This window comes from Billgrantia tianxiuensis, assembly GCF_009834345.1.
Taxonomy (GTDB): Bacteria; Pseudomonadota; Gammaproteobacteria; order Pseudomonadales; family Halomonadaceae; genus Halomonas; species Halomonas tianxiuensis.
The window spans coordinates 1,495,227-1,516,425 of record NZ_CP035042.1; the positions used below are offsets into that span (position 1 = coordinate 1,495,227).

Consider the following 21,199-nt stretch of genomic DNA (forward strand, 5'->3'; position numbering starts at 1 on the left):
CATGGTCTCGAAGAGTAAACGTTTACTCTATCAGAGTAAACGTTTACATTGCTGCCGTTACGCTTCGATTCGCGATACCGACAATGCCTGCCACGTCAGGCTCACCAGGAGGAGCAAGATGACCATCAAGGCCACGGTCTGGGGCGAGAACGTCCACGAGCGTACCAATGCGGTGGTAGCGCGGCTCTACCCCGACGGCATGCACACCTGCATCGCCGCCGGACTCAACGAGGATTTCGAGATCGAGGCGCGCTCGGTCACCCTGCAGGATCCGGAGCATGGCCTCACCGAGGAGGTGCTGGAGGATACCGATGTGCTGCTGTGGTGGGGGCATGCGGCCCACGGCGAGGTGAGCGACGCCATCGTCGACCGGGTCCAGGCCCGGGTGCTGCAGGGCATGGGGCTGCTGGTGCTGCATTCGGCCCACTACTCGAAGATCTTCAAGCGGCTGATGGGCACCACCTGCTCGCTGAAGTGGCGCGAGGCGGGCGAGCGCGAGCGGCTTTGGGTAGTCAATCCGGGCCATCCCATCGTGCAGGGCGTAGGTGACTACATCGAGCTACCCCATACCGAAATGTACGGCGAGCCCTTTGCCGTACCCAACCCGGACGAGGTGATCTTCATCAGCGCCTTCGAAGGGGGCGAGGTGTTCCGCTCGGGGCTCACTTACAGGCGTGGCAACGGCAAGATCTTCTACTTCCGCCCTGGGCACGAGACCTATCCGATCTATCACGACGCCAAGGTGCGTCGGGTGCTCAAAAACGCCGTGAAGTGGGCGCGCCCAGAGGGCTCGCGATGGATCGACGCTTGCCCCAACGTACCGCCCGAGCAGGCTCCCGACCCGGTGGTAGTAAAAGGCGAGGGGCTGCACAAGCCCGGAGAGGAGGGATTCAAATGATTCGTCTGGCGATCATCGGAGCCGGCAGCATGGCCGGCGAGCATGCCACGCAGTTCCAAGCCCTTGAGGGGGTCGAGCTAGTAGCCGTATGCGACGTGGATGGCGGCCGGGCGCAGGCCTTCGCCGCACGCCATGCCATTCCGCTGCCTATACCGATCTCGAGACAATGCTGGCCCGGGAGGAGATCGATGCGGTGAGCAACGTCACTCCGGACGCCGCTCATAAGGCAACTTCGTTGGCGGCCATCGCCGCCGGCAAGCACATTCTCTGCGAGAAGCCCCTGGCCACCAGCGCCGCCGATGCCGAGGCGATGGCGGCGGCGGCTCGCGAGGCAGGGGTGATCAACATGGTCAACTTGAGCTATCGCAATGCGCCAGCCATCCATCAAGCCCGGGAATTGATCGCCTCGGGCGCCCTGGGGCGGATCCGCCACGTGGATGCCAGCTATCGCCAGAGCTGGCTGGTCAGCCACGCCTGGGGGCGCTGGGACCAGGATAGCCAGTGGCTGTGGCGGCTCTCCGAAAGGCATGGCAGCAAGGGGGTTCTGGGCGATGTGGGGATTCATATCCTCGACTTTGCCAGCTTCCCGGTGGGCGACATCACGGCGGTGAACTGCCGGCTCAAGTGCTACGACAAGGCTCCGGACAGCCGCATCGGCGACTATGTGCTCGACGCCAACGATACCGCCCTGATGCGCGTCGAGTTCGCCTGCGGGGCGCTGGGCAGTCTCCATGCCACGCGCTGGGCCACCGGTCATCACAACTCCCTGAGCCTGAGCGTACACGGCGACCGTGGCGCCCTTCGGGTCGACCTGGACGCGGCCAAGGATCGGCTGCACGTGTGCTTGGGTGAGGATGTCCATCCGGCCTGCTGGCGCGAGGTAGTCGCCCCCGAAACCCCCAGCCTCTACCGTCGCTTCATCGACGGCATCGCCAAGGGGCATAACGATCAGCCCGACTTCGCCCGCGGAGCGGCTCTGCAGCGGGTGCTGGATGCCTGCTTCGTCTCCGACGCCGAGGATCGCAGCTTGGCCCTGGCTGGCTGAGCCACCCACTACTGCAAGAGAGGAGGAAACCGGCCGCGCCATCGCTCAGAACCTGGATGGAGGCTTGGCTGAACCGGCTCGGTCGGCGCGGCTGGCGAGGCGCACCTGCCTCGCGCCGCTGGCGGATTTTTGACACAATCATCGGCCTTCAAGGGCAGGCGACGGCACATTGCGGTCGCTGCACCAAGCACAGGGCGGGCAGATGAGCAGAGATTCGTCGCGGTCGGCGACCATCCGGGAAATCGCGCGGCAGGCGGGGGTTTCCATCGCTTCGGTGAGCCGAGCCCTCAACGGCAAGCCGGGACTGAGCGAGGAGTCGCGCGAGCGTATCCTGGCGATCAGCCGGGAAATGGCGTACCGGCCCAGCGCCGCCGCCCGCCAGTTGATCAGCGGCAAGGCGGCGGTGGTGGGCATCTCGCTGGGGCGCCAGGATGTCGAGCTGCATCCTTATTACATCCTGCTTTATCAGCATCTCACCCTGGCCCTTCATGAACAGGGCATGGTGCCGATCTTTTTTTCTCACGACCAGACGACGTCGCTGCCCGAACGGGCCGGCGCCGCCATCCTGCTAGGCGAGTTTCCCGGCGATCAGCGGGCCGAACGGCTGGCCGAGTCGGGTGTGCCCTACGTGCGCATCGGCGAGCCCGGCGAGGGATTCTCGGTGGCGCCAGACGATCGCCACGGCTTTGTCCAGGTGACCCGCTACCTCATCGAGAGCGGACGGCGGCGGATCGCCTTCGTCGGCGGCGAGCTGGAGCAGCCCTGCTATCCCCCGCGTCTGGCGGGCTATTGCCAGGCACTGTCCGAGGCTGGCCTGACAGAGCAGCTCTTCAACCTGCCTCATGACGTCACCTCGGCTTCGCTGACCGCCTATCGATTCTTCGCTCCCAAGCTGGCGAGCTGGGACGCTCCCCCTTCGACGCCCTGGTGTGCGCCACCGACGAGATCGCCCTGGGCTGCCTGGCGGCCCTGAAGGACCATGGCCTCGCCGTGCCCGAACAGGTGGCCGTGACCGGCTTCGACGACCTGCCGTTGCTGGCGGCCCGCCTGACCACCCTGCGCCAGGACATCGCCGCCATCGCCACCATGAGCGTGATGCTGCTGGGCGATGCGCTGGCCGGCAAGCCGCCGCGCCACGTCTCCATGCCGGTGGAGCTGATCCGGCGCGAGACGGGCTAGCGCCATCTGAACGAGGGGTAGCTTGCCGCCTTGGGTGAGTGCCTCGTGCCGCTGGTTCGAGATGGAAAGCGGGCCGGCATTGCCCGTACTATGAAAACCATTCGGCCTTTCAATGGCCTCGGGCTGTACAAGGAGCTGCGACGACGTGATTACCGTCGAACGCAAGGATAGCTTTCATCTCAAAGTCTCCCGCGTGCTGCAGGAAGAGACCTCGCATCGGCTGGACCTGTTCCTGTTCGTGCCGGGTGAGCTCGGCCTCAACGAGCATGTCATCTCCGAGGATGCCTTCTACTACAGTGCGATCCACGTCAAGCGGACCTATTACAGCGACAAGCACCACCTGCCGCTGGTGCTCAGCCGGCTGGCCAGTCGCGGCAGGCTGAGTTCCGAGCAGTACCGCCTGAGTCTGAGTCTTTATGCCTACCAATACGTAGTGGCACTCGAGCGGGCGACCCAGACCTTGCTCGACACCGCAAGACGCGTGCAGCAGGCCGAGCGTCATGCCGAGCCTGAACGAAGCGAGCCGCAGGCCGAAGAAGGCAACGCGGGGGAGAGTGACGGCGAGCTGCCGGGGCGGATCGTGGCGGCTGGCCTGGAAGAGCGCCTCGAGGAACTGAGCGAGCTGGCTCAGGGCATCCTGCGCCGTTTGCGGCGCAATCAACCGAGCGAGGAGAGCCTGCACAAGTACTACGCCAACATCGACAACTATCTCTCGTGGTTCACCGAGCAGCGCCTGCTGGCGCTGGTCGCCCACCTGCCGCGTGGTCGAGACTACCGTACCATCCGTGAGCGCCTGCTGGAGATCGGCCAGGCCGAGGCCGCGCACCGCGAGCAGGCCGAATACAACGCCAGCCGGGTGGTGCGCGATCCCACGCGCATGTCCAACAAGATGCGCCTGTTGAGGCGCCTCATCGAATACCCCGTGACCCTGAAGCAGCAGAACCAGGAGTTGGGCGGCGCCGAGCAGAAGGCGGTCAAGGGCCTGGCCACCGGCGTGGTGATGATCTTCGTCTCGTGGGGGCTGCTCCAGGCCCGCGACACCGTAGGTAACGTCACCGCGCTGTTCGTGTTGGCCATGGCGGTGCTTTATGCCATGCGCGAGGTGTTCAAGGACGATCTGCGCAATACGCTATGGCGTTGGCTGCGCAAGGGGCGGCCCAAGTGGCGCCGGCAGTATGTCGATGCGACCAGCAACAAGCTGGTAGGGCGCCAGCTCGAGTGGTTCGACTACAAGCGCTTTGGCAAGCTCGATGAGGAGATCAAGCGTGTGCGCAAGCGCAACGTGGCCCAGCGCGAGGAGGTGGTGCTGCATTACCGTTCGAGTTCACGCCTGTCGCCGACACGTTTTCTCAGTGGCTACGAGAAGACCCGCGAGACCATTTCGATCGACCTGTCGCTGCTGACCCGGCTCATGGACAAGGGCAGCCATCATGTCTATCGGCTCAAGGATGGGCAGGTTTCCCGCGAGTCGGTCGAGAAGCGCCATCTGCTCAATCTGGTGATACGTGAGGAGGTGGCCAACGCCGAGCCGATCCTGCAGCGCTGGAAGATCGTCATGAGCCGGTCACGCATCGTCGATGTGGTCAAGGTGCATCAGGAAGGTGGCAAGCTCGCTGGCGCGGCGGAGGAGCAGACGGAGTCTTCAGCCCCGTGACGTTTTGTGGCGATGGAGTTGTTCCAGGTCAAGTCGACGGCGCGTCCGGTTCGCTACTGTCAATGAAGGAAATTGTGACGCCCGGCGAGGCGGACTAAATTTCAAGTAAGTCGACTGTAACCACAATCGCCACTCAACGGAGATGCCGCCCATGAAAGCCGTCGACGTCATGACCACCAAGGTCATTACCGTATCGCCCGATACCGACGTGCGCGAAATCGCACGCCTCCTGCTCGAAAACAATATCAGTGCGCTGCCCGTGGTGGATGAGAGCAACGAGGTGTTGGGCATCGTCAGCGAAGGCGATCTGATGCGCCGGATCGAGAGCGGCGCCGAGCACCGCAAGTCATGGTGGCTGAAGTCGATCTTCGCCGGAGCCAACAATGCCAGCGAGTATATCAAGACCCATGCGCGCAAGGCTCACGAGATCATGACCCGCAATCCCATCACGATTACTGAGGACGAGCCGCTGCACCGCGTGGCCAAGCTGCTCGAAAAGCATCACATCAAGCGGGTGCCGGTGGTGCGTGACGACAAGCTGGTGGGGATCGTCAGTCGTGCCAATCTGCTGCGTGGCTTCTCGGCCACCACGCCGGACCTGGAGACGCCCGTTACGGCCGATGACCGTGAGATTCGTGATGCGATTCTCAAGGAAGTGGATGAGAACACCGGGGTATGGGTCGATCGCATCAACGTCATCGTCACCGAGGGCGCGGTGCAGGTCTGGGGGCTGGTGGAGAGCCAGGAGGAGAAGATGGCGGTTCAGGTCGCTGCCGAGAACACACCCGGGGTCAAGAGCGTGGAGAACAACCTGGGTATGGTGCCGCGCGGCGTCGGCCATTTTTGATGGATGTGGTGGCAGGCAGCAGGGCGGCCAGCGGGCCGCCCTGTTCGTTTCTGCTCGCACCTGCCGGAAGGAAGGTCAGGCGAGCTGCTTTAGCGCGGTTTCCAGATGGGTCAGGCTGCGTTCGCGGTTATGCAACTTGTCGAGGCCGAACAGGCCGATACGGAACGCCTGGTAGTCGGCACCTTCATCGCACATCAGCGGCACGCCGCCGGCGACCTGGAGTCCGGCGGCGGCGAACTTGGCCACGATGCCGGGATCTTCGGTATAGCAGACCACCACGCCGGGAGCCTCGAAGCCGGGCGCCGCCACGCTGCGGTAGCCGTAGCGGGCCAGTAGCTCGCGCACCCCCTGGCCCAGCGCCCACTGCTCCTCGCAAACACGCTCGAAGCCGTACTCGGCGGTCTCGTGCATGATGTCGCGCAGCCGGGCCAGGCCGTCGGTGGGCATGGTGGCGTGATAGGCATGACCGCCGTTCTCGTAGGTCTCCATGATCGAGAGCCATTTGCGCAAATCGCAGGCAAAGCTGGTGCTGACGGTCTGCTCGATGCGCTTGCGGGCCGCTTCGGAGAGCATCACCATGCCGCAGCAGGGGAGTCCGCTCCAGCCTTTTTGTGGCGCGCTGACGAGGACGTCGATACCCAGCTCGACCATATCCACCCACAGTGTGCCCGAGGCGATGCAATCGAGCACGAACAGGCCGCCGACGTCATGTACTGCCGCCGCGACCCGCTTCAGGTAATCGTCGGGCAACAGCAGGCCGGCGGAGGTCTCGACATGGGGCGCGAATACTACCCCTGGCCGTTCTTCGCGGATGGTGCGCTCGACTTCCTCGATGGGAGCCGGAGCGAAAGGGGAGTGCGGATCCTGCGGGTCCAGACGGCGCGCCTTGAGCACCGTGGTCGAGGCGGCAATGGCACCCATTTCCAGGATTTGCGACCAACGATAGCTGAATTGGCCGTTGCGGATGACCAGGCAGTGTTGGTTGGTGGCGAACTGGCGGGCCACGGCTTCCATGCCGAAGGTGCCGCTGCCGGGCACGATCACGGCACTGCGCGCCCGGTAGACCCTCTTGAGAGTCGCCGAGACGTCACGCATCACACCCTGGAAGCGCTGGGACATGTGGTTGAGCGAGCGGTCGGTATAGACCACCGAATACTCGAGCAGGCCATCGGGGTCGACGTCGGGCAACAGGCCGGGCATAGGTTTCTCCCTTCGGTGCGTAGCTGTGTCTTCGAGCTAGTGTCTTCGAAGCGATGAGGATATGACCTTTCCCGGCCATGGGCCAGTGCAGGGGAGGGGGTGAATACAGGAAACTTAGGCCGCCGGGCCGCACCATGCCGCGGTTGGTGCGACCCGAGGTGGCCGACACTGCGAATCGATAGCTCGCGATGTCGGTGCGAATGGGATCACTTGTGGCAGAAATAGACTCTGGCTGGCGGAATGTTGATCGGCTCGAAGGTACTCTCCACTCGAGTAAAGGTCTGGCGCAGGTCGGACGACACCTTGGGCGAGAACTGATAGATCAGCATCGCTCCCTCCGGCCCCAAGGCTTCATGGCTACCCTTGAGGATGCGCTCGCGGATCTCTGCGGGCATGGTGCTGAAGGGCAGACCGGCCACCACGTAATCGGCAGCGGGCAGGCCCAGTCGCTCCAGCTCGGCCAGGATCGTTTCGGCCGAGCCGGCGATCACCTTGAGACGCGGATCGGACAGGGAACGGTTGAGGAAGTCGACGAAGTCATCGTTGGTTTCGATCACCACGAGCGTGGCGTCGGGATGCAAGCGGCTGAGGATCTCTCGGGTAATGGTGCCGACTCCGGGGCCGTACTCGACGACGACCCGTGCCCGCTCCCAGTCGACCGGTTCCAGCAGGCGGCGTACCAGGAAGGACGAGCTGGGGATGATCGAGCCCAGCATGCGTGGATGCTTGAAGAAGTTACGGGCGAACAGCGTCAGCTGGGCTCGTCGCTCGGGGCCTGCCAAGACCGAGGGTCGCTCTTGAACCGCCATGGGCATTCCTCCTTCAGTATTTGCTGAATATGCCTCCACTCTAGGCCAGCCTGCGCCGGCGTGAAAGGTTGGGGTGCTTCGTGGCGGTGCGCCACCTCGTTAGCCTGGGCGTGAACGGTTGGCTACGACACGCTTGCGTTGAATTACAGCAGAAGAGGAGTGTGTAATATACTTGACGTGCTGCGGGGCGATTTTTCGCTTGAAAATGGAGAAATTTTGAGCGAATGTCATAAATTATTGACGCGCTGATCGCACATCCATCGTGCCGCCGGGTGAAACAATGCCTCATAACAATACCAGCGATTCGAACGACCACCCATCACCAGCCTTGATTACCTTCGAAGGGGTACAGAAGACCTACGATGGCGAAAATCTGGTCGTCAAGGACCTCAACCTGACGATCCGCCAAGGTGAGTTCGTCACCCTGCTTGGCCCGTCCGGGTCCGGCAAGACCACCTGCCTGATGATGCTCGCGGGCTTCGAAGTACCTACCAGCGGCGATATCTTCCTGCGCGAGCAGCGACTCAACAGCGTACCGCCCCACAAGCGCAACTTCGGCATGGTCTTCCAGAACTATGCGCTGTTTCCGCACATGACGGTAGAAGAGAACATCCGCTACCCGCTCAAGACGCGCAAGATGCCGGCCGCCGAGGCCGATCGCAAGGTGGCGCGCATCCTCGACATGATCCAACTGCGCGACTTCGCCAAGCGCCGGCCGACCCAGCTCTCCGGCGGGCAGCAGCAACGGGTGGCACTGGCTCGTTCACTGGTATTCGAGCCTCAGTTGGTGCTGATGGACGAGCCGCTGGGGGCACTGGACAAGCAGCTGCGCGAGCAGATGCAGCTGGAGATCAAGCATATTCACGACCAGCTCGGGCTCACCGTGGTCTTCGTCACTCACGATCAGAGCGAAGCCTTAACGATGTCGGACCGGGTGGCGGTGTTCAACGACGGTGTCATCCAGCAGATCGATACGCCCAGCAACCTCTACGAACACCCCGCCAATGCCTTCGTCGCCCAGTTCATCGGCGAGAACAACACGCTGACAGGACGCATCGAGTCGGTGGAAGGACAGCAGTGCCGGGCCCGCTTCGGCGATGGCTTCATCACCGGAGCGCTGATCGGGCCCGGTCTGGCCGTGGGCGATGCCACCCGGCTGTCGATTCGTCCCGAGCGAGTCAAGCTCAACGGCTCCGCTCGGCAGCTGCCTAACCGGCTTCAGGCTCGCGTACGTGAATTCATCTATCTGGGAGATCACCTACGGGTGCGCTGCGAGCTGGCTGGCAACGACGAGTTCATGGCTCGTGTTCCCGTGGATGACTTCGAGACCGGCATGCAGCCGGGAGACATGGTAGAGCTGGGCTGGCGCGACGAGGACGTACGCGCGCTCAACGCCTCCTGAATTCGGGTACCAGCCCGCAGGGACGCAACGCTTCGGTCATATCACATCAATAACAAGGCCCATCAGGCCGGGAGATAGAAAAATGACGCACAACCGCTTCCCGCTGTCCCGCATCAGCCGTGGCATCGCCCTCGGCAGCCTGGTCACCCTCGGCCTGGCGGTATCCGCCAACGCCCAGGCGTTGACCGTCATCTCGTTCGGCGGCGCCTCGGGCCAAGCCATGGAGAAGGCCTACTATGGCCCCTTTGCCGAAGAGACCGGTATCAGCCTGACCCCGGGCGACTACAATGGCGAGCTGTCGCGCATTCGCGCCATGGTGGAAACCGGCAACGTCAGTTGGGACGTGGTGGAAATGGAGTCCCCCGAGCTGGTGCGCGGCTGCTTCGAAGGCCTGTTCGAGCCCATCGACTGGCAGCGCCTCGGCCTGGGCGGCGAACTGATCGATGCGGCCTTCGATGAGTGCGGCGTGGGTACCTTCGTGTGGTCGACGGTGCTGGCCTATGACGCCGATGCACTGAGTAGCGCGCCGACCTCCTGGGCCGACTTCTGGGACGTCGAGCAGTTCCCGGGCACACGCGGGCTGCGTCGCGGCGCCAAGTACACCCTGGAATTCGCGCTGATGGCCGACGGCGTCGCCGCCAGCGAGGTGTATGACGTGCTACGCACGCCGGAGGGTGTCGATCGCGCCTTCGCCAAGCTCGACGAGATCAAGGACCACATTCAGTGGTGGGAGGCGGGCGCCCAGCCGCCCCAGTGGCTGGTCTCCGGTGACGTGGCGATGACCTCTGCCTACAACGGCCGTATCGCCGCCGCCCAAGAGGAGGGCAGCAACCTCGAGATCGTCTGGAACGAGAGCATCTACGACCTCGACTACTGGGCCATCGTGGCCGGTAGCGAGCATGTCGATGAAGCCTACGACTTCATCCAGTTTGCCAGTCAGCCCGAGAATCAGGCGGTCTATTCCAGCGAGATCCCCTACGGCCCCGTGCACCCGGCGGCCATCGACCAACTGGACGATGCCCAGGCCCGGCGCATGCCGACCCACGAGGAGAACATGACTGGAGCACTCGCCATCGACACCGGCTTCTGGGTCGATCATGGCGAAGAACTCGAGCAGCGCTTCAGCGCCTGGGCGGCGCGCTAAGGAAGGGGAGGCAGCGGTCCTGGCCGCTGCCATGCTGAGTTCGTCGGCGGCCCCGGCGCAGGCCGGGGCCGCGACGCGAGATTCATGGGGAAGGCGATGTCCGCGAACCTGACGGCAACCCTATCGTCGGCGAGGCCCGGAGGTAATCTCAAGGCGCAGCTACGTCGTGCCGAGCGCTTGCGCAAGCTCAAGGCCATCGGCCTGGTGGCGCCGTTGGCGCTGTTCCTGTTGGTGGTGTTCGTCGTGCCCATCGGCAGCATGCTGTGGCGTAGCGTCGACAACACCGAGCTGGATTCGGTGATGCCGATCACTGCAGAAGGGCTCAGGCAGTGGGACGGTACCGGCTTGCCGGACAACGCCACCCTGGCGGCTTTCGCCGCTGAACTGCGCGACTCCCGCCAGGGCGGCGGGCTGGGGCGCATCGGGCGACGCTTGAACTACGAGGATACGAGCTATCGCAGCCTGCTGATGACGACCCTGCGTGGCCTGCCGGCTGCCGGAGCGGTCGAGGCGGATGCCGATTGGCGCACGATCCTGACCGAAATCGACCCCGCCTGGGGCGAGACCGAAACCTGGCTTGGTATCCAGCGCGCCGCGCCCACCACGACCGATCGCTACCTGCTGGCTTCGCTGGATCTCGAACGTGGCGCAGAGGGCGAGCTGCAGCGTGTCGCCGAGCGCGAGCGTATCTACATGGCGGTATTCCAGCGCACCCTGGTCATTGCCGGCGGGGTGACGCTGATCTGCCTGGCGCTGGGATTCCCGCTGGCCTATCTGCTGGCCACGCTGCCGGCCAAGACCAGCAACCTGCTCATGATCCTGGTGCTGCTGCCGTTCTGGACCTCGTTGCTGGTGCGCACCGCGGCCTGGATCATCCTGCTCCAGTCCAATGGACTGGTGAACCAGAGCCTGATCGTCACCGGGCTGATCGAATCGCCGCTGCAGCTGGTGTTCAACCGAATCGGGGTCTTCTTCGCCATGGTGCACATCCTGCTGCCGTTCATGGTGCTGCCGCTGTACAGCGTGATGAAGGGGATCTCGCCGAGCTATCAGCGTGCCGCGGTATCGCTCGGCGCCCACCCCTTCGCCGCCTTCTGGCAGGTCTACGTGCCGCAGACCATTTCCGGCGTGGCGGCGGGCACCATCCTGGTCTTCATCATGGCGCTCGGCTATTACATCACGCCAGCGCTGGTGGGTGGCCCGGCCGACCAGATGGTCAGCTACTACGTGGCCTACTACACCAACACCACCAACAACTGGGGCATGGCCGCGGCCCTGGGTAGCCTGCTGCTGGTGGTCACGCTGCTGCTCTATCTGGTTTACCACCGCCTGGTGAACCGCAAGCAACTGATCAGGAGCTGAGCCATGTCGCTGCCTCCCTATGCTTCGCCGGTGGAGAAAGTGTGGTTCTGGACGTTTCGCCTGTTCTGCGGTCTGGTGCTGCTGTTTCTGATTGCGCCGGTGCTGGTGATCATTCCGCTGTCGTTCAGTAGCGGTTCCTTCCTCACCTATCCGCTGCCGGGCTTCTCGCTGCGCTGGTACGAGGCGATCTTTACCTCCGCGGCATGGATGGGGGCACTGAAGAACAGCCTGATCGTGGCGCCGCTGGCCACATTGTTGGCGATGATCTTCGGTACCCTGGCCGCGGTGGGCCTCAACCGCGCCGACTTCCCCGGCAAGGGAGCGATCCTGGCACTGCTCATCTCGCCGATGGTGGTGCCGCTGGTGATCGTGGCGGTGGGCATGTATTTCTTCTTTGCCCAGGTCGGGCTGCTCAACTCCTATACCGGCCTGGTGCTGGCCCATACGGTACTGGGTGTGCCCTTCGTGGTGATCACCGTCAACGCCACGCTGCAGGGCTTCGACTTCAACCAGATGCGCGCCGGAGCGAGCCTTGGCGCCGACCCGGTGCGGGTGTTCTTCACCGTGGTGCTGCCGCAGATCGTGCCCGGCGTGGTATCGGGTGGGTTGTTCGCCTTCGCCACCTCCTTCGACGAAGTGGTGGTGGCGCTGTTCATTGCCAGCCCCACCGAGCGTACGCTGCCGATCCAGATGTTCTCCGGTATCCGCGAGAACATCAGTCCGGCGATCGCCGCCATGGCCACCATCCTGATCCTGATCTCGACGCTGCTTTTGGTTACCATGGAGCTGCTGCGACGGCGCAGCGAGAGGTTGAGGGGCAACTCCTGAGCCATTCGCCGCATTCGTCTGTCACTGCGCCCCGTACCGCGGGGCGCAGTCGTGTCGGTGTCCGAGAGCGATGGTGTTCGGGCACGTGAGAGTCGGAGTCCCTGCGTGAACGATTTCCTGATCATCGGTGGTGGCGTCATCGGCATGCTGACCGCCTGTCAACTGGCCGAGGCTGGCCATGGCGTCACCCTGGTGGAGCGGGGCTACTGCGGCCAGGAAGCCTCGTGGGCCGGCGGCGGTATCGTCTCGCCGCTCTACCCCTGGCGCTACAGCGAGCCGGTGTCGCAGCTTGCCCGAAGCGCGGGAGAGCGCTATGCCGAGATGGCGGCGATGCTGCTCGACGCCACCGGTATCGATATCGAGTACCGCCAGAAGGGACTGCTCTACCTGCGGGTGGACGACGCCGAGCGGGCTTTCGCCTGGGCGCAGCGGCAGGGCTGGCCACTGGAGAAGGTGGAGGCTTCCTTCATCTATGCCAAGGAGCCTTGGCTGTGCGAAGGGATAGACGAAGGCCTGTGGATGCCGACCCTGGGCAGCGTGCGCAATCCGCGACTGTGCCGGGCGCTGCGCGCACGCCTCGAGGCGCTGCCCAACGTTCTTCTGATGGAGCAGGCCGCCGTGCAGCGGCTGATCGTCGAACGGGGGCGTGCCTGCGGTGTCGAGACCGGGCAGGGGCGCATCGAGGCCGGTCGGGTCATCCTTTGCGGCGGTGCCTGGAGCGGCGTGCTGCTGGCCGAGCACGACGTGGCGTTACCGGTGCGGCCGGTAAAAGGGCAGATGATGCTATTCGCCACGCCGCCGATGACAGGAGGGCGTCAACTGCTCGAGCGCGTGGTGCTGAGCGACGGTCGATATCTGATACCGCGTGGCGATGGTCGGGTGCTGGTCGGCTCCACCCTCGAGCAGACCGACTTCGACAAGAGCACCACCGCGGAGGCTCGCGAATCGTTGTGGCACAGCGCCGTTGCCATGCTGCCGGCCCTGGCCGATTGCGAGGTGGAGCAGCACTGGGCCGGACTGCGCCCGGGCGCCCCGGATGGTATCCCCTTCATCGGCGAGGTGCCGGGCATCGCTGGGCTCTTCGTCAATGCCGGGCACTATCGCAATGGACTGGTGCTGGCCCCGGCGGCAACCCGGCTGCTAGTCGATCTGCTGCTGGGGCGCGAGCCGGCCATCGATCCCGCGCCCTACCGGCCCGCGCGCCTGGGCGCGGCCGACAGGACAGGCGCCTAGCCGCGCTGGGCCGCCTGGATCGCGGTCAAGGCGATGGTATAGACGATATCGTCGACGAGCGCGCCGCGCGAGAGGTCGTTGACCGGCTTGTTGAGGCCTTGCAGCATCGGTCCCACGCTGACCACCCGGGCGCTGCGCTGCACCGCCTTGTAGGTGGTGTTGCCGGTGTTGAGGTCGGGGAACACGAACACCGTGGCACGGCCCGCCACGGGGGAGTCCGGCGCCTTCTGGCGGCCCACGCTCTCGATGGCGGCGGCGTCGTACTGCAGCGGGCCGTCGATCAGTAGGTCGGGTGCCAGTTCGCGGGCCAGGCGTGTGGCCTGGCGCACCTTGTCGACGTCGGCGCCGCTGCCGGACTCCCCCGTCGAATAGCTGATCATGGCTACCCTCGGTTCGATGCCGAAGGCCTGGGCGGAGCGGGCGCTCTGGATGGCGATCTCGGCCAGCGCCTCGGCGTCGGGGTCGGGATTGACCGCGCAGTCGCCGTAGACCACGACCTGCTCCGGCAGCAGCATGAAAAAGATCGACGACACTTGTCGATAGCCGGGCGCGGTCTTGATCAACTGGAAGGCGGGACGCACGGTGTTGGCGGTGGTATGAATGGCGCCGGACACCAGCCCGTCGACCTCGTCGAGCTGTAGCATCATGGTGCCGAGCACCACGTTGTCCTGCAACTGGTCCTCTGCCGTCAGCTCGTTCACCTTGCCGCGGCGACGCTCCACCATCGGTGCGACGTAACGGCTGCGAATCTGCTCGGGATCGAGGATCTCGAGCCCTTCCGGCAGCTCGATCCCACGGTTGCGGGCGACCTCCTCGACCTCCTCGCGGCGGGCCAGCAGCACGCAGTTGGCGATGCCGCGACGCTGGCAGATGGCGGCGGCCTCCACGGTACGCGGCTCATTGCCTTCCGGCAGGATGATGCGCCGGTTGGCGCGCTGGGCCAGCTTGACCAGCTGATGACGAAAAGCCGAAGGCGACAGCCGCCGTGCAAAGCCACGGCTCAGGTGGTCCTTGAGCCACTGCAGGTCCAGGTGGCCGGCGACGAAACGCGTTACCTGCTCGGCGCGCTCCAGGTCGTCCATGGGGATGTCGTTGCTCATCCGGCCCAGGTTCTTGGCCGTGGTGAAGCTGTCGGTATCGACTGCCAGCACCGGCATGCCGGTCTTCAGCGCCGGGCGGCACATCTCGATCATGTTGTCGTTGGGCATGAAGCCGTTGGTCAGCAGCACGCCGGCCATGGGTACGCCGTTCATGGTGGCCAGCGCCGAGGCCAGCACGATGTCGTCGCGGTCACCCGAGGTGACGATCAGGCTCCCCGGGCGGAATACGTGCAGGGCATTGGCGGCGCTGCGGGCACATAGGCTGGTAGAGAGTACCCGGCGGTTGGCGGCGTCGCCCTCGTTGAGAAAGCGCGCATCGAGCGCCCGGGCCACATCGAGCACGCGCGGTGCGGTCAGGGCCGGGTTGTAGGGCACCACGCCGATCAGGTGGAAGCGGTCGGTGGCCAGCGCCGGCGAGTGACGGCGGAACTCGGCAAGGAAATCGTCATCGAGCAGCACGCTGCTGGTGCCAGGGGCCAGGGCCGGTTCCTCGGCGCCGGGCAGATTCTGCATGCGCATCAGGATGCAGCCCAGGGTCCGTGTGGAACCCACTCCACCGAAGGCTTGTGCGTGCATGTCGAGCTGTTCGGCCAAGGCACCGGGAGCGGCGGCATCGCCGCTGCCGACCAGGACGATACGCGCGTTGAGGGCGTGGGCCAGCTGGGCATTGAGCTGGGTCGCATAGGTGCCATGCGCGGTGGGAACCACCCCCTCCACCACGATCAGGTCGGGCATGCTGGCGGGGTCGTCGCCCACCGCCTGGTCATAGAGTTCGATGACCTGCTCCATGAGCACGTCGAGGCGGTCCTGGCGCAACAGGCGCTCCAAGTCGCCCTGGGCGATGGGAGCTGGCGGGCGCAGTCCGAGGGTACTGCTGACCAGGGCGGTGGAGCGGTCGGGGCCAGGGCCGTTGAGCTCGTCCTGGCGGAACGGCTTGAGAAAGCCGGTCTTGAGGCCGATGGTATCGAGTGCCTGCATCAGGCCCAGGCTGGCCGAGGTCAGGCCGACACCGACAGCGGTCGGTACCATCAGCAGCACCTGAGAGTGGGAACGTATGTCGCGTGGCGTCATGCGGAGATCTCTTGCAGGCGTTGACGGGTTTCGTTGGCGATCTGGCCCTCTTCGTCGGTGGGAATGACCCACAGCTGGCGTCCTCCGGCGTCGATGCGTCCTTCACGCCCCCTGACCGTCTCGCTGTTGACGGTGCGATTCAGCTGCAGGCCGAAGTGGGGCAGCAGGGCAATCACCCGCTCGCGAACCGGCGCGGAGTTTTCGCCGATCCCGCCGGTGAATACCAGGCCGTCGAGGCGCGGCAGGGCGCAACTGAGTGCTGCCAGTGATTTGGCGATGCGGTAACAGAACACCTCGAGGGTAAGGGCTGCACCCGGATGCCCCTGTGACTCGGCCGCTTCCAGTTCGCGCATGTCGTTGGTCAATCCCGAGAGCCCCAGCAGGCCGCTGTTGCGATTGAGTACCTCGTCGATGCGCTCGAGCGACCAGCCGAGCTGGCGCGACAAGTGCGCATGCAGCCCGGGGTCGACATCGCCGCTACGGGTGCCCATTGCCACGCCTTCCAGCGGGGTGAGCCCCATGCTGGTATCGAGACTTCGGCCCTGCCATACCGCACAGGTGGAGCAACCGTTACCCAGATGAGCGGTGAGCCAGCCACCCCCCTCGAGGCCACTCAACGCATCGGCACGCCGGCTGACGTAGGCGTGGCTGGTGCCATGAAAGCCATAGCGGCGGATGGCGTGGTCGCGATAGAGCGCCTCGGGCAAGGCATAGCGATAGGCTCGCGCTGGCAGCGTCTGGTGAAAGGCGGTATCGAACACCGCTACCTGGGGCAGATCGGGGAACAGCCGGCGGGTGGCGGCTACCCCCTCCAGGTTGGCCGGGTTGTGCAGCGGCGCCAATGCCGAGGTCTGCTCGATGGCGGCGACTACGTCATCATCGATCAATGCGGCGCGGGTGAAACGTTCACCACCGTGCACGATGCGGTGTCCTACCGCGACCGGCCGGTGTCTCTCCAAGCGGTCGAGAATGGCTTCCAGCGCCCGGGTGTGATCGGCCTCGCCGAGGGCCTGGGAAAAGGATTCGCCACGACTGTCGATGCCCTTGAGCCGGGCATCACCGCCGCTACCCAGGCGTTCCGCCAGCCCGGCCAGGCGTGGCTGGTCCGGTGCGGATGGCACCAGGGCATATTTGATAGACGACGAACCACAGTTGATGACCAGTACCGGGGCGTTCATCGGGGCTCCGCATGGATGAGAGTGTAGTGGCAGGATAGACGTAAGACTTTAGTCTATCATCCCGTTATCGCCATCGGACCTGCCCCAGGTCAAGCGCGCACTTTATTAGCCGTCTATCGAAAATGCTGGCATGCTGATGGTCTTTTACTCCGCTGGATATCGCCATGACGACTGACACTGCGGTGCTTGGTAGTGCATCGCTGCTGCCGCGCCACTTCGCCGTATTGCTGTTGGCCTCCGTTGCCACCCTGTTCGCCGGTAATCATGTCGCGGCCCGCCTGGCGTTCGACGAGGGCACCGGGCTGCTGCTCGCCGTGCTGGTGCGCTCCGCCGTGGCTCTCAGCGTGCTGGCAGTGCTGTTTCTGCTGCAGCGCAAGCGCTTCGCCTTTCCGGCCGGCGCGGGCCGCTGGCAGCTGTTGGCAGGACTGATGGTCGCGATCCAGAGCCTTTGCCTCTATTCGGCGGTGGCGCGCATTCCGGTGGTGGTCGCGCTGCTGTTGATGAATACCTTTCCCATCCAACTGGCGCTATTGACCTGGGCGCTGGGAGGTCCGCGCCCGACGCTGCGCGCCGCGCTGATCATGGCGGCGATCCTGGTCGGGCTGGTGGTGGTGCTAGACGTACCCGCCTGGCTGGCTTCGCCCGAGTCCCTCGGGCCTGACTGGCTGCCCGGCGTGGCTTTCGGGCTGGGAGCGGCGGCGGCTTTCTCCGGCGCCCTGTGGATCACCGAGCACCACCTGGGCGAGGTGGGCAGTACCCTGCGCAGCCTGTTGACCATGCTCACCGTTCTGGTAGTGATGGTCGTTGCCGGGGCTCTGCACCTGGTGCCGGGCGGCATGGCGCTGCCGGCTAGCGGTACGGGGTGGGGGGCGCTGGCAGCGCTGGCGCTGCTCTATAGCGTGGCTTTCTCAGTGCTGTTCATCAGCGTGCCGCGGCTGGAGATGGCGCGCAATGCGCCGGTGATGAATGTCGAGCCAGTGGCCTCGTTGTTGCTGGGCTATCTCGTACTGGGGCAGATGCTTTCGGGGACGCAACTGATCGGTGGCGCGATCGTGCTGGGCGGCATCGTCGTGCTGAGCCTATCGCCACGTTGAGCCTGTGCCGAACGTAGATTCGTCTTGCAGACATTCGGACTCTGTACCAGACTTGTTAGCGATGTATGGAAACACTGTTTCTTAATGGAGGTGCGATATGAAACTGCTAGCCGTACCCGCTGCTGTGTTGATGGCCACCGCCTTCGCTTCCTCGGCCCAGGCCCAGCAGTATCAGATGCCCATGTACCCCAGGCCTATGTCGGTGCCGACGCCATGTTCTGGGAGCTCGATCCCGACCGGGGCCCTTCGGCCGATTCCGTGGGGCTGCGTCTCAACGGCGGGATGAAGTTCAACGACTATCTCGCCGCCGAGGCTCACCTTGGCACCGGTGGTTCCGATGGGGCGGTCGATCTGGAGTACCTCGTCGGTGCCTACGCCAAGGGGATTCTGCCGGTTTCGCAGGAGTTCCGCCTGTATGGCCTGGCGGGCTTCACCGAGGTGGATTTCGACATTGATCGTGAAAGCGGCTTCTCCTACGGTGGCGGTGCCGAATTCGACGTGGCGCCTAACCTGGCGATCGGTGCCGATTATATGCGTTATCTGGATAAGTCGGATTATACCTTCGATGCTGCCAGCGTTGGCGTGCGCTATCGTTTCTGAGTGACTTCACTTGCTAGACCAAAGAATCGTTGCCCCCAGGCCTTGGCCGGGGGCAAATTCTTTCATGGCGATAGGGCAACCATATCCTGGGTTTTCCTGCTCGATGGTAAAGTTTAATGAGTATTTGCTTGTCGCTATACGGTATCCAATAAACGAAGCCTCTGCTGGTATATAGGTATGAGAATTGCGATTATTGCCTGAAGCGGGCTGAGGCTGGGTCAGGCGATATGACATAGCCCGCAGGTAGTCGGAGGAACTTCAGGCACGGGACAGGCCATAGAAGACCAGAGTTGGAAAATGGAATCGCCCTGCCTCAGGACGAAGTGGGGATAAAAAATAGAAATTCCACTCTAAAGAATGGTTAATTATGCCTGAAAGTACGACACCTGAAGCAGGATCAGGTTCCTCGATAGAAAATTATATACGCTCCATTGGCCGATACTATATCGGTGCCGCCATTATCATGACGTTGCTCATCGGCGCAACGTACTTGACGGTCAGGGTGGCACTCGAACGGCATGCGATACAGCAGGAGATCAGCTTCCTTTCCGGTCATCAGTTCATTCGCTTCCAGCAGCTCGCCAACCAGACCAGGGCCGTCATGCGAGCATCGGCGGACCCTAGCATCCCGGAATACATCATCAGCCCAATGCTGGAGGAAGTTCGCGAAGCTATTGGTGATATTCGTTCCACCATGACGCTGCTGGAACGTGACCAGAAGAAGCTCGACAAGAACCTTCTCGAACGCATCAATTCTCGAGGAGAGGATAGAAAAGACATCTTTCTCGAGCTTCATTGGCGGCTCGAGGAATTTCTTTCCCGTGCCGAGAGAATCATCGATTCCAGCCACGAAGATCGCAGGCGACGATACGCTTTCTGGGGCCCCATCGACTTTGCCACTACGACCGATGGCCAGTTGATGCGCCATTTCAACGACCTCATTCAACATGCTCATGATCGCAGCGTCTCCAGTATCGGTAATGCCAAGTCAATCAGCACGGCCTTTCTGCTGATGCTCGCAGCGGTGCTGATCCTGGCGAGTACCTTCCTGTTTTACCCACTATTACGGAGGTTACGAAGCGAACACCGCCGGAAGATGAGCTACGAACATGAGCTCACCCACCTCGCCCAGACGGACTCGCTCACGGCGCTGAGGAATCGCTCGTTCTTCAATTCGGCACTGCGTACCCTGTTTCGAGGCTTCAACACAGATGGCAAGGGATTTTCCCTGCTTCTGGTCGATCTTGATCACTTCAAGGCAATCAACGATAGCTTTGGTCACCCGGCTGGTGATGCCACGCTTCTCCATGTGTCGCGTGCGTTCCGAAGCGTCTTTCGACGCGATGATGTCATTGCCCGCATAGGAGGCGATGAGTTTGCCATCCTCCTGCCGGGGCTGGATGACGAAACGAAGCTCAACGCCATTGCCGAGCGCGTAGCCAGCATGATCGCGAGGGAGTTTGTATTCGAAGGCAATACGTTGCGGATATCGGCCAGCGTGGGCGGTGCCATGGTGCCCTATCACGCCACGGATGAAACCGGCCTGATCCGTGTGGCGGACTTGGCGCTTTATGCGGCCAAGTCGGAAAGAAACAGAGCCGTCATCTTCGACAAGGATGCCCTCGCTTCACAATTGGAGCAAAGCGAGCTGTCCGCAGCGCTTGCCTGCGCTGCCGATCGCGACGAGTTCGTCGTTCATTACCAACCCAAGGTTTGTCTGGATACAGGTCGCCATTTGGGCTTCGAGGCGCTGGTTCGTTGGCAGCATCCCTCTCTCGGGTTGCTTGCCCCAGGCGCTTTTTTGCCGTTGATGGAGGATCCCGGCTCATTGGCGAAATGACCCGTGCGGTAGCAAGGGGAGTTTGCCGCGATCTCCAGGCCTGGAAAAAAGCAGGGCTCTTGCCTGGGCCCGTGGCCATCAACCTCCCAGAGGCATTGCTCATCAACGACAACGGCTTTGACATGTTGGCTTCGGCCATCCATGAGCATGGGCTCGACTGGTGCGACATTTCTGTCGAAGTGACGGAGGACGTCTTTCTCAACCGCTATGCCGATCTCATGCGTGCAACGATGACCCGTTTCCGCGAGCACGGTGTCTCCATTGCCCTGGACGATTTCGGAACCGGCTTCGCCTCGCTCCTTCACTTGCGTGACTTCCCCTTCGATGAGTTGAAGATCGATCGCGGCTTCATTGCCGATATCGGCTTGGACGACCGCTCGGAACAGATCATACGGGCCATGCTCGATCTGTCGCGCAATCTGGGCAAGCGCTGCGTTGCCGAGGGGATTGAAACCGAAGCCCAGCGGGAATACCTGCTGGAGATGGGGTGTGAAATAGGACAAGGATACTTGTTCGCCAAACCGATGTCGGGCAATGACGTCAGGGAGCATTGGCTCAAGTCGCCCGGTGCAGGCTGGAATCGGAAAACAGGAAGAGAAGCGTGCCGCAGCAGCGGTGGATAACCAGACGGTAGCTTCCGGATCGCGTTGAAAACGTGATTGCCCGAACACTATGTAACGCAGACGGTTTTCGGCAGAGCCTAGAACAAGAAGGA

18 protein-coding genes and 1 pseudogene are annotated in these 21,199 nt (G+C 63.4%); 15 read left to right on the top strand and 4 right to left on the bottom strand.

Features of this window, described 5'->3' with window-relative positions; translation table 11 throughout:
- Positions 1-118 precede the first annotated feature (118 nt).
- From EKK97_RS07030 to EKK97_RS07050, 7 genes are all read left to right on the top strand, one after another.
- Positions 119-898: a ThuA domain-containing protein gene (locus tag EKK97_RS07030; RefSeq protein ID WP_159550653.1), complete on the top strand. Its 780-nt coding sequence runs from the start codon at positions 119-121 to the stop codon at positions 896-898.
- Positions 895-1,095 carry a Gfo/Idh/MocA family oxidoreductase gene (locus tag EKK97_RS24395; RefSeq protein WP_236551393.1) on the top strand — a complete coding sequence of 67 codons (201 nt, stop codon included), beginning with the start codon at positions 895-897 and terminating at the stop codon, positions 1,093-1,095. Before EKK97_RS07030 ends, EKK97_RS24395 begins: the two co-directional genes overlap by 4 nt.
- Positions 1,092-1,943, top strand: coding sequence for a Gfo/Idh/MocA family protein (locus EKK97_RS07035; RefSeq protein WP_236551394.1), 852 nt, complete (start codon positions 1,092-1,094; stop codon positions 1,941-1,943). The genes EKK97_RS24395 and EKK97_RS07035 overlap by 4 nt, the downstream gene beginning before the upstream one ends.
- Positions 1,944-2,145: 202 nt before the next feature.
- The gene (locus EKK97_RS07040; protein WP_236551395.1) at positions 2,146-2,916 is read left to right on the top strand and encodes a LacI family DNA-binding transcriptional regulator; all 771 of its coding nucleotides are present in this window, start codon (positions 2,146-2,148) and stop codon (positions 2,914-2,916) included.
- Positions 2,871-3,122, top strand: coding sequence for a substrate-binding domain-containing protein (locus tag EKK97_RS24400; RefSeq protein ID WP_236551396.1), 252 nt, complete (start codon positions 2,871-2,873; stop codon positions 3,120-3,122). The genes EKK97_RS07040 and EKK97_RS24400 overlap by 46 nt, the downstream gene beginning before the upstream one ends.
- Before the next feature lie 145 nt (positions 3,123-3,267).
- Positions 3,268-4,776 carry a hypothetical protein gene (locus tag EKK97_RS07045; RefSeq protein WP_159550655.1) on the top strand — a complete coding sequence of 503 codons (1,509 nt, stop codon included), beginning with the start codon at positions 3,268-3,270 and terminating at the stop codon, positions 4,774-4,776.
- A gap of 151 nt (positions 4,777-4,927) precedes the next feature.
- Positions 4,928-5,623: a CBS domain-containing protein gene (locus EKK97_RS07050; protein WP_159550657.1), complete on the top strand. Its 696-nt coding sequence runs from the start codon at positions 4,928-4,930 to the stop codon at positions 5,621-5,623.
- Positions 5,624-5,698: 75 nt separating this feature from the next.
- On the opposite strand, the gene EKK97_RS07055 is transcribed toward EKK97_RS07050, so the two are convergent.
- The gene (locus EKK97_RS07055; protein WP_159550659.1) at positions 5,699-6,823 is read right to left on the bottom strand and encodes an aminotransferase class V-fold PLP-dependent enzyme; all 1,125 of its coding nucleotides are present in this window, start codon (positions 6,821-6,823) and stop codon (positions 5,699-5,701) included.
- A 206-nt stretch (positions 6,824-7,029) separates the two neighbouring features.
- Positions 7,030-7,632 carry a class I SAM-dependent methyltransferase gene (locus EKK97_RS07060; protein ID WP_159550661.1) on the bottom strand — a complete coding sequence of 201 codons (603 nt, stop codon included), beginning with the start codon at positions 7,630-7,632 and terminating at the stop codon, positions 7,030-7,032.
- A gap of 280 nt (positions 7,633-7,912) precedes the next feature.
- Here EKK97_RS07060 and EKK97_RS07065 point away from each other — a divergent pair, with 280 nt between their 5' ends.
- The 5 genes from EKK97_RS07065 (at position 7,913) to thiO (ending at position 13,601) form a co-directional block, all read left to right on the top strand.
- The gene (locus tag EKK97_RS07065; protein WP_159550663.1) at positions 7,913-9,034 is read left to right on the top strand and encodes an ABC transporter ATP-binding protein; all 1,122 of its coding nucleotides are present in this window, start codon (positions 7,913-7,915) and stop codon (positions 9,032-9,034) included.
- A gap of 82 nt (positions 9,035-9,116) precedes the next feature.
- A complete protein-coding gene (locus tag EKK97_RS07070) occupies positions 9,117-10,178 on the top strand; it encodes an ABC transporter substrate-binding protein (protein WP_159550665.1) in 1,062 nt (353 codons plus the stop codon).
- A 96-nt stretch (positions 10,179-10,274) separates the two neighbouring features.
- Positions 10,275-11,540 carry an ABC transporter permease gene (locus EKK97_RS07075; protein ID WP_159550667.1) on the top strand — a complete coding sequence of 422 codons (1,266 nt, stop codon included), beginning with the start codon at positions 10,275-10,277 and terminating at the stop codon, positions 11,538-11,540.
- Between the two features lie 3 nt (positions 11,541-11,543).
- On the top strand, positions 11,544-12,368 hold the full coding sequence (locus EKK97_RS07080; protein ID WP_159550669.1) for an ABC transporter permease: 825 nt from the start codon (positions 11,544-11,546) through the stop codon (positions 12,366-12,368).
- Between the two features lie 105 nt (positions 12,369-12,473).
- On the top strand, positions 12,474-13,601 hold the full coding sequence (gene thiO / locus EKK97_RS07085; protein WP_159550671.1) for a glycine oxidase ThiO: 1,128 nt from the start codon (positions 12,474-12,476) through the stop codon (positions 13,599-13,601).
- On the opposite strand, the gene pta is transcribed toward thiO, so the two are convergent.
- Together pta and EKK97_RS07095 are read right to left on the bottom strand one after the other, a co-directional pair.
- The gene (gene pta, locus EKK97_RS07090; protein ID WP_159550673.1) at positions 13,598-15,772 is read right to left on the bottom strand and encodes a phosphate acetyltransferase; all 2,175 of its coding nucleotides are present in this window, start codon (positions 15,770-15,772) and stop codon (positions 13,598-13,600) included. The two genes, thiO and pta, sit on opposite strands and share 4 nt — an antisense overlap.
- On the bottom strand, positions 15,769-16,950 hold the full coding sequence (locus EKK97_RS07095) for an acetate/propionate family kinase (protein ID WP_159550675.1): 1,182 nt from the start codon (positions 16,948-16,950) through the stop codon (positions 15,769-15,771). Before EKK97_RS07095 ends, pta begins: the two co-directional genes overlap by 4 nt.
- A 164-nt stretch (positions 16,951-17,114) precedes the next feature.
- Between EKK97_RS07095 and EKK97_RS07100 the strand changes: the two genes are divergently transcribed.
- The 3 genes and pseudogenes from EKK97_RS07100 (at position 17,115) to EKK97_RS24405 (ending at position 21,107) form a co-directional block, all read left to right on the top strand.
- Positions 17,115-18,044 carry an EamA family transporter gene (locus EKK97_RS07100; RefSeq protein WP_159550677.1) on the top strand — a complete coding sequence of 310 codons (930 nt, stop codon included), beginning with the start codon at positions 17,115-17,117 and terminating at the stop codon, positions 18,042-18,044.
- Positions 18,045-18,257: 213 nt separating this feature from the next.
- Positions 18,258-18,644: an outer membrane beta-barrel protein gene (locus EKK97_RS07105; RefSeq protein WP_236551397.1), complete on the top strand. Its 387-nt coding sequence runs from the start codon at positions 18,258-18,260 to the stop codon at positions 18,642-18,644.
- Positions 18,645-19,740: 1,096 nt separating this feature from the next.
- Positions 19,741-21,107 (top strand): annotated as a pseudogene (locus tag EKK97_RS24405) (putative bifunctional diguanylate cyclase/phosphodiesterase).
- The last annotated feature ends 92 nt before the right edge of the window (positions 21,108-21,199 follow it).